The 6,736-nt window shown below is 32.4% G+C and carries 11 protein-coding genes; 8 read left to right on the plus strand and 3 right to left on the minus strand.

Annotated features, from left to right (window positions below; translation table 11 throughout):
• The first annotated feature begins 286 nt into the window (after positions 1–286).
• Positions 287–496: a hypothetical protein gene (locus ACSU6B_RS28640; protein ID WP_410889836.1), complete on the plus strand. Its 210-nt coding sequence runs from the start codon at positions 287–289 to the stop codon at positions 494–496.
• Positions 497–761: 265 nt separating this feature from the next.
• On the opposite strand, the gene ACSU6B_RS28645 is transcribed toward ACSU6B_RS28640, so the two are convergent.
• Together ACSU6B_RS28645 and ACSU6B_RS28650 are read right to left on the minus strand one after the other, a co-directional pair.
• The gene (locus tag ACSU6B_RS28645; protein WP_410889852.1) at positions 762–1,109 is read right to left on the minus strand and encodes a DUF4253 domain-containing protein; all 348 of its coding nucleotides are present in this window, start codon (positions 1,107–1,109) and stop codon (positions 762–764) included.
• A gap of 35 nt (positions 1,110–1,144) precedes the next feature.
• Positions 1,145–1,450 carry a hypothetical protein gene (locus tag ACSU6B_RS28650; RefSeq protein ID WP_410889837.1) on the minus strand — a complete coding sequence of 102 codons (306 nt, stop codon included), beginning with the start codon at positions 1,448–1,450 and terminating at the stop codon, positions 1,145–1,147.
• Between the two features lie 290 nt (positions 1,451–1,740).
• Here ACSU6B_RS28650 and ACSU6B_RS28655 point away from each other — a divergent pair, with 290 nt between their 5' ends.
• The 5 genes from ACSU6B_RS28655 to ACSU6B_RS28675 all read left to right on the plus strand — a co-directional run bounded on the left by ACSU6B_RS28655 (position 1,741) and on the right by ACSU6B_RS28675 (position 4,689).
• Positions 1,741–2,115 (plus strand): hypothetical protein, encoded by a 375-nt coding sequence (locus tag ACSU6B_RS28655; protein WP_410889839.1) that lies wholly within the window; start codon positions 1,741–1,743, stop codon positions 2,113–2,115.
• A 204-nt stretch (positions 2,116–2,319) separates the two neighbouring features.
• Entirely contained in the window at positions 2,320–2,718 is a 399-nt protein-coding gene (locus ACSU6B_RS28660) for a hypothetical protein (RefSeq protein WP_410889841.1), read from the plus strand.
• Between the two features lie 438 nt (positions 2,719–3,156).
• On the plus strand, positions 3,157–3,372 hold the full coding sequence (locus ACSU6B_RS28665; RefSeq protein WP_410889842.1) for a DUF6366 family protein: 216 nt from the start codon (positions 3,157–3,159) through the stop codon (positions 3,370–3,372).
• Between the two features lie 126 nt (positions 3,373–3,498).
• Positions 3,499–3,726, plus strand: a complete 228-nt coding sequence (locus tag ACSU6B_RS28670) for a hypothetical protein (protein ID WP_410889844.1) — start codon at positions 3,499–3,501, stop codon at positions 3,724–3,726.
• A gap of 213 nt (positions 3,727–3,939) precedes the next feature.
• A complete protein-coding gene (locus tag ACSU6B_RS28675; protein WP_410889845.1) occupies positions 3,940–4,689 on the plus strand; it encodes a sporulation protein in 750 nt (249 codons plus the stop codon).
• Positions 4,690–4,964: 275 nt separating this feature from the next.
• Here ACSU6B_RS28675 and ACSU6B_RS28680 read toward each other — a convergent pair whose 3' ends face one another.
• Positions 4,965–5,330: a hypothetical protein gene (locus tag ACSU6B_RS28680; protein ID WP_410889847.1), complete on the minus strand. Its 366-nt coding sequence runs from the start codon at positions 5,328–5,330 to the stop codon at positions 4,965–4,967.
• A gap of 317 nt (positions 5,331–5,647) precedes the next feature.
• Here ACSU6B_RS28680 and ACSU6B_RS28685 point away from each other — a divergent pair, with 317 nt between their 5' ends.
• Together ACSU6B_RS28685 and ACSU6B_RS28690 are read left to right on the plus strand one after the other, a co-directional pair.
• Complete coding sequence (locus ACSU6B_RS28685; protein ID WP_410889849.1) at positions 5,648–6,001, plus strand: hypothetical protein; 354 nt, start codon at positions 5,648–5,650, stop codon at positions 5,999–6,001.
• A 173-nt stretch (positions 6,002–6,174) separates the two neighbouring features.
• Positions 6,175–6,642, plus strand: a complete 468-nt coding sequence (locus ACSU6B_RS28690) for a UPF0158 family protein (protein WP_410889851.1) — start codon at positions 6,175–6,177, stop codon at positions 6,640–6,642.
• The last annotated feature ends 94 nt before the right edge of the window (positions 6,643–6,736 follow it).

Below are 6,736 nucleotides of genomic sequence, written 5' to 3' on the forward strand. Positions count from 1 at the left end.
ATAACGAGAATAATTGGGAAAAATTCTAAATTGTAAAAGGGAGACCAATAGGATAAATTTTAGTTGCATTATTATTTGTTGTATTTGTGGAGGGGACTTTGTTTGGAAAAGGTAACTAATGTTGGAAGTAAAATTAACTGGTTTGATGTAGGGTATCAAATAGTTGTATTTGTACTATTGATTGCATTGATTGTGTTTTTAATTAAATTTTTCAAGAACTTAAGAAAATAAGGATTCCACAAATGAGGGATTAGATGTTCAATAAATAGAAGTCGGGAGAAAGAAAATGAAAGCATATTTATTGGAAAGTTTAAAAAGAATTTTATGGTTTTTAGGTGCTGCTTTTCTGGGTGTTTTGGTTGCATCCTTAAGAAAAGGAGGATTTATTTTCACTCCAGATAACCTCTTTTTCTTTAAGGCGATATTGATTGGATTCCTAATTGTTGAAATTATAAAGTTATTTAGTTGGTTAATTAACCAGAAAAGAAATCATTGAGTATGTTAAATATGTCGAGATTCCTTATTGAAGTAACGGGTGCTATAGTTAAACAAGAAAACAAGATCAACATAATGAAGAAAACTCGCTAATTATGCAATCTTTATATACAAATAGATATCAAGCGTTTGTCATTTCGGTTTTAAATTTAAGGAAAGCACCTCAGACGGAACCGATTACTAAAGCAGATACCTAATAACATTGAAATTATTTTCATCATATGAAAACTTAGGGTTTGATCGACATTTTGAAGGGAAAAGGGGGATTAATCTTCATCTGTTCGTTTCCACCATAAGATTAAACTTTGATCCTCTCGAATAGCTTTAATTAAATCTTCAATACTTAACTCTTTATCAAGTAGGTCCGGACAAAATTCACATACTTTCTGTGCAAGATATGCAATTTTCCAGTCTGGAATCAGTTTAATAAATTGGAATTCAACATAATCAAATTTGGCACAAATTATAGTTAGCGGATAAATATCATTCCATTCTTTTAATTTAGAAATAATAGCTTCGTTTGAAATATTGTATTTTGCTCCATTCGTTTGCATAAGTTCGATGATCTTAAACTGATCCTTATTCTCTAGTATTCCTAAGTAATTTCTTCTTATGCCCCCTTTAAGGTATTCACTTTCCTAAACAAAGGCTAGATATCCTCGTCGCTAAGAGCAGACTGGAGTTCAAGTAAAAACAGACGATTTGCTTTCGAATCGGTACCTAAATAAGAGATTTCAAGGTTTTTCGCTTCCTCTCTCGATCCGATACTAGAAAAAGAGATTTTAAGGTATTTTGCTTTAACGTCACCATCAATTTCAATAATGTCTAAAGGTTGAATATGTTTTGATGCAATGAAATTAATCATATATAAAATTATGTCTGAAAACTCCATATCGACAGGGGATGTAACTTTTTCTGCATCTTCATCTAATTTTATTTTCGTTTTAAAATACACGTTTTCACTCTCCTGTGGAAAAAATTATCAAGTTGAATAATCCTTATTATGTATATATTTTATAGATTCATAAAATACCACTTATTTTATGTTGTGGGTGCTTTAAGTCGGGGACTGGTGCGGCAGTCCTTTTCTCGTTGAACTAAAGAAGCAGGAAGGATCGGGGACAATATCTCCTTTTTAAAACCCTTATTGTTTTGTGTTTGAAGTCTCAACTGGTAATCTTGTTATATAGGGACACTAGTTCAGAGTGAGTTAGTAGGCACGTAAGAAAAATCGGGGGAATAAAGATGATGGAATTCAAAATTAGCGAAAAGCAAATGACTTTTGAAAATGAACAGTATGTAACTCAGATGCTTATTAATGGAAAGGGAGAAGGCCACGATGGAGGAGAACCAAGACTTCGATGTGCAGTCGCAATTACCCTTCGTGTTAAAGAAACTCAAAACGAATTAAACCTTCGAGCAAATATTTACTGGGATACAAAATATCCAAAAACTCACCTTATCTTTACGGGAGGCAGCCTAGTTAATTTTATAAAGGATCAAGGTCATAATTATGATAAATTCAAAGAATACTGGGATAAGGTTAAACGATTGGCATCAAACGTATTCACAGATGAGGAAATTCTTGAGTATCAAAAAAAGATGCTAGTAAAAGCTTAAGTTACTGACTGAAAAGGTGCTATTTTATAGCACCCTTTATTTTTGATTAAACAAGAGATTCTTGTAGTACTAACGGTTGCTTGTGTTGAAGATCTAGCTGCCATCGATGCAGCTTTGTTTATTCAGCTAACGGAGCAGGATAGTTTAAAAACACTTTTTTAATTGGGAACAATACCAACTAAGAATTTATAAGGAAGGGCTACTATGAAGGGGCTTTTTTGGATATTAAAACTTGCAGTATATATGGGAAGTTATATTTTAGTGACTACATATTGGAGAATTTTCGGTTGGTGGTTCCTGATAGTTATTGCACTTATACTAATTATATCCGATAGTTTTCTAACTAAGAAAATTCAGTATTACGAGAGGAAACGAACGTTAGAAAAGTATCCAAGATTAAAAAATATAAATGAAGGACAAAGCATTTCTGTTGTTCTAAAAAATGGAGAGAAACTAACGAACGTAATTTACCTTTTTTTAGATAAAGACAGAATGTATGTGTACGATGTGTCCAATTTATATGGTAAACAAGAAAAAAAGACTAAAGATATGACTTCAATAAAATTAAAAAAGATAAAATCAATTATGGTAGTCGATGATTGAAAAGAGGTTCTTTAATGAGACACACTCAAGAAAAGAATTTTCAAATATATAAAATGTTATTTGTAATATCAGTTTTGGTTGCACTTTATCTATATTACACCGATTATGGAATAGGATTTCTTTTTCATCCCAGAGTATATTTGTCGGTCTTGTTTTACTTATTGATTTATTATTTCGGTGTTTACAGAAAAAAGCCATTTGCAATATTTATGCTTAAGTTTTTCGTATGGCTTCAAATAATTATTATTATTCTTTTTTTAGGAGTTACTTTGACTCAAACCTTATTCAAGTAACGGGTGCTTCCAGTTGAAGATGGAGCTGTGGCGGCAGCTCTTTTTTTGTTATTCAACTAAAGGAGGAGGATAGTTCAACAAGGGTAATGGTTATTTATGGTAAAATATGTAAAGAATGGTTGTTTAATTTATAGGGGGTGTTTAAATGCAAGAAAACAAAGAAACTCCTGAACGAAAAAGAGAGAGATTAAGACAAGAAGAAATAAAAAGAAATCCGACAGGTACTCTGAACGATGCTTTTAATAGAGCAAAAAGTGGCGGTCTTGCGGATTTAGTAGGCAGCTTAGGTTGGAAAGGTACGGGGATACTTATTCTTGTACTCATAATTGGAGTTATTATTGCTTCAATCTTCCTAAAGTAACGGGGGCATTACTGGAACAACGGTAATGCTTTTTTCTTATTGAAGTAACGGAGCAGGTTAGTTCAAGAAGGAATTTGTATTTTCTTCCAGAATATATTTTATTAGACATATATAGGGGGAAAACAAATGGGTTTCTATTGGGTGGGCTTTATTTTTTGGTTTTTAATTGTTGCTTCATTCCTATTATTAATGCTGGGTTTATGGAAAAAATCTTGGAAAGTGTTAATATGCAGTGGGATTTTCTTTATTTTTCCGTCACTATATTTTGGTGGTGCAGAGAATTGGTTTAGACTGCTTGTTCTTTTTCCTTTGATTCCTTTTGTACTTGCATTTTGTATTAAAAAAAGAGTTTAGCCCCTTTAAAGAATCCGTTTTGGTTGTTTTTATCGGGTGCTTTCTTTAATGAAGGCACCCTTTTCATATTGAACTAACGGTCAGTTTAGTTGAAGAATGTTGTGTGTTATAGATATTTTTTGTCAATGTGTAATTATTTTAAGAATGGTATGATTACCGTATTCCAGTAACTTTAAAATATATAAAAAATTTCTAATCCATAGGTGGGGGAAGATGGTAAAGGTAAAAGTTCTATTTTTGCTGTTTGTACTATTAATGCTTGCTAGTTGCTCTAAAGTTGATAATATAAGAGACCCTATTTCTATCAAGTCTGTTGATTTGGAATATTTAGCGACAAGTCTTCTAGCTACTGATATTGACTCATTGGTTATCTATGCTGAGGATACTGTAATAGGAGACAAAGTTTATCTCCAAAACGATGATGATTACGACTGGTTTTTTGAAATGCTCCTCGAAAATAAAACAGAACTTTTTGAAGAAAAGAAACCTAATTCCCATCTCGTGAAAATCCGATTTTCTGAAGAGAATTGGAGTATAGACTATGACCCTGGTAAGTATAATGGAAAAAAAGTTTCTTTTTATATTAGTAATAAATTAAGAAACGATATTATTAAAATGTACAAAATGAAGCATCCAGTTAGTACCATCCTAAAGAACACTATTGTTGACAATAATGGGAATTTGGAGGGATATACGACAATCAGCAGTAGTAATCGCAAATTAGTTTTAGAAGAGATTACTCTTGCATTATATTCTTCAGAAGAGGATTCTCCATTGGAAACTTGGGAAATAGCAAAAAAGGTGGTTATCGAACCAAAAACTGAAAAAAGATTTCCATTTAAAATTAAACTTCCAGCAGGAACACCAACTTCTGATAGCCAAAAATCGATATTTCTAAATACTGAGGTTAAGCCAATAGAACTTTATATTGATGACCAAGATGAAATTAAAATCGTTGAATAACCATTGAAGTCTATATGTTCTGGGGAAACAACCTTGTTCTATTTACTAAGTGCATTAATTGAGGATTCCAGCCGCCTAACCTTGGGCGGCTCTTGTTCCACTAACGAAGCAGTTTAGTTGAACAAGCAAAATGACTCCTTTATGTCACATTTGACTCATAATGTGCATTTGAACATTGAGTAATTGGTTTTACTTTATCGGTTATGCACGTACATCTGTGAAAAATCTTTGCAAAGAAAAAGGTGTGACCGGTCTGACCGGTCACACCCCTTATTCTATATTAATCGAGTTGCTCCCATTTGTTGTGCAGCAGTTAATAAACCACCGGCTCCACCTGAATCGATTGGAGCGAATTCAGTGATTTCACAAATGCTTACGAATAACTTTTCGACTACTATAATGACTTGAGCATTTCCGAAAGCTTGAAATTTGAATACGTCCGTCAAAACAAGGACTTTATCATCTTTTACTTCTTTTATTGTGCCAGTAATGACAGCATTTTTTTCAAAAACAGCCACTCGCTTTCCTCGATTTTTCTCGAGTTGTTCAGCCATTTCTTCAGCACAACAACATTGAGAACATTGAGAACCGTGAGAACCGTGAGAATCGTGTGAACCATGTGAACCATGTGAATCTGACAAGTTATTTTCCTCCTTTAATATTAGATTCGTTATATATATATGTGGAATTGGTAGAGGTTGTCCATCCAATTTACCAATTTCCATTAAAATAGGCATTAAAAAGTGGAAAAATCATATGAAGCAGGAAAAAGTTATATATCTAAAAAACAAAGATGTCTAATGCTTCACAATTCGATGAAAGTGTGCAATAAAATAGAAGGTGCTTGTTCAACTAACGGGTGCATTAGTAAAAAATACCGAAAGACAAATTAATAGTTAGGTAACTTTTCTTTATCGTTACTGAACGACAGTTTTATGAGTTGATGGAGGGGTGATTTTTGAAATATCATATTAAAGTAAATGGAAAGCTTCTTCAAACAAATAAACGTTTTTCACAATTGAAAAATAGTCAAAAGGAATGGATCGCAGCAGAACTTTATAAACTCTACCACAAAAAGATGAAAGAAAGACTTACAACAAGAAAACTACCTCCTAATCAACGCGATATAGTTACTTCATCCCTATATGCACAGATTCAGAATAGAGAGATATGGATTCCTTATGGTGAGGTAAAAAAATATGTATTCAGTAAAACCACAAAGATAGTAAAATCTTTTAAGAAACAGTTCCCGGAGTTAAGTGAGGAAATTGAAGCTGAACACGCTATAAAAAAGGATGACCTAAGCTCATAAATCTGATAATGGAGAAAGACTAATTATAACATCAAATTTTACGTGGTTTAACAAATGAATTTTAACTGTTGATAAGAACGAATTTCTAGCTGAAATATTCTGTGAGGCACTCTTGCATCTTGTTGTTGATTAACCATATGGTCTCAATAGAAAAATGGAAGGTGAGCTATATTATGAGCATTCAAGTAAAGCTTAAAGATATAATTGAAGAAATGGAAATACAGTTCGAAGAGTCACATTCATTACTAAATATTACTACTGGTGAAATAGTTTTAGTAACATCGGAGGACTTGAGAGCTGCTGAAAATGAAGAACCATTCGATCATTTACCTGATTGGCAACAAGAAAATTTAATGGTTGCAAATGATGTTGTTGAAAATTTTGAGAATTACATAGAGTTACCAACAAAATATGAAGTCAATGAATATGAAATTATGGAAGACTTTTGCCTAACTATCAGTGACCAGAGAAAGCAGGATATATTATTAGGATCAATTAAGGGAAAAGGTGCCTTTAGAAGATTTAAAGACCAAATAATAGATTTTGAAATCGAGGATCAATGGTATTCCTATCGTGACGAGTGTTTTAAAGAAATTGCGATTAAATGGTGCCAAGATAATAACGTAAACTATATTGAATGAATTAATAAACAATCTAATTTGTTTAGATGATTTTCCCTAACAATAAGTATTGATTCAAATCAAGAAATAATACTTTTCATATTCCACTAACGAA

The organism is Neobacillus sp. C211 (assembly GCF_051842875.1).
Taxonomy (GTDB): Bacteria; Bacillota; Bacilli; order Bacillales; family Cytobacillaceae; genus Neobacillus.

What these genes read in the sequence shown, in the direction of transcription:
- ACSU6B_RS28640 (WP_410889836.1), top strand. Translation starts at nt 287, where the DNA reads ATGAAAGCATATTTATTGGAAAGTTTAAAAAGAATTTTATGGTTTTTA.
- ACSU6B_RS28655 (WP_410889839.1), top strand. Translation starts at nt 1,741, where the DNA reads ATGATGGAATTCAAAATTAGCGAAAAGCAAATGACTTTTGAAAATGAA.
- ACSU6B_RS28660 (WP_410889841.1), top strand. Translation starts at nt 2,320, where the DNA reads ATGAAGGGGCTTTTTTGGATATTAAAACTTGCAGTATATATGGGAAGT.
- ACSU6B_RS28665 (WP_410889842.1), top strand. Translation starts at nt 3,157, where the DNA reads ATGCAAGAAAACAAAGAAACTCCTGAACGAAAAAGAGAGAGATTAAGA.
- ACSU6B_RS28670 (WP_410889844.1), top strand. Translation starts at nt 3,499, where the DNA reads ATGGGTTTCTATTGGGTGGGCTTTATTTTTTGGTTTTTAATTGTTGCT.
- ACSU6B_RS28675 (WP_410889845.1), top strand. Translation starts at nt 3,940, where the DNA reads ATGGTAAAGGTAAAAGTTCTATTTTTGCTGTTTGTACTATTAATGCTT.
- ACSU6B_RS28690 (WP_410889851.1), top strand. Translation starts at nt 6,175, where the DNA reads ATGAGCATTCAAGTAAAGCTTAAAGATATAATTGAAGAAATGGAAATA.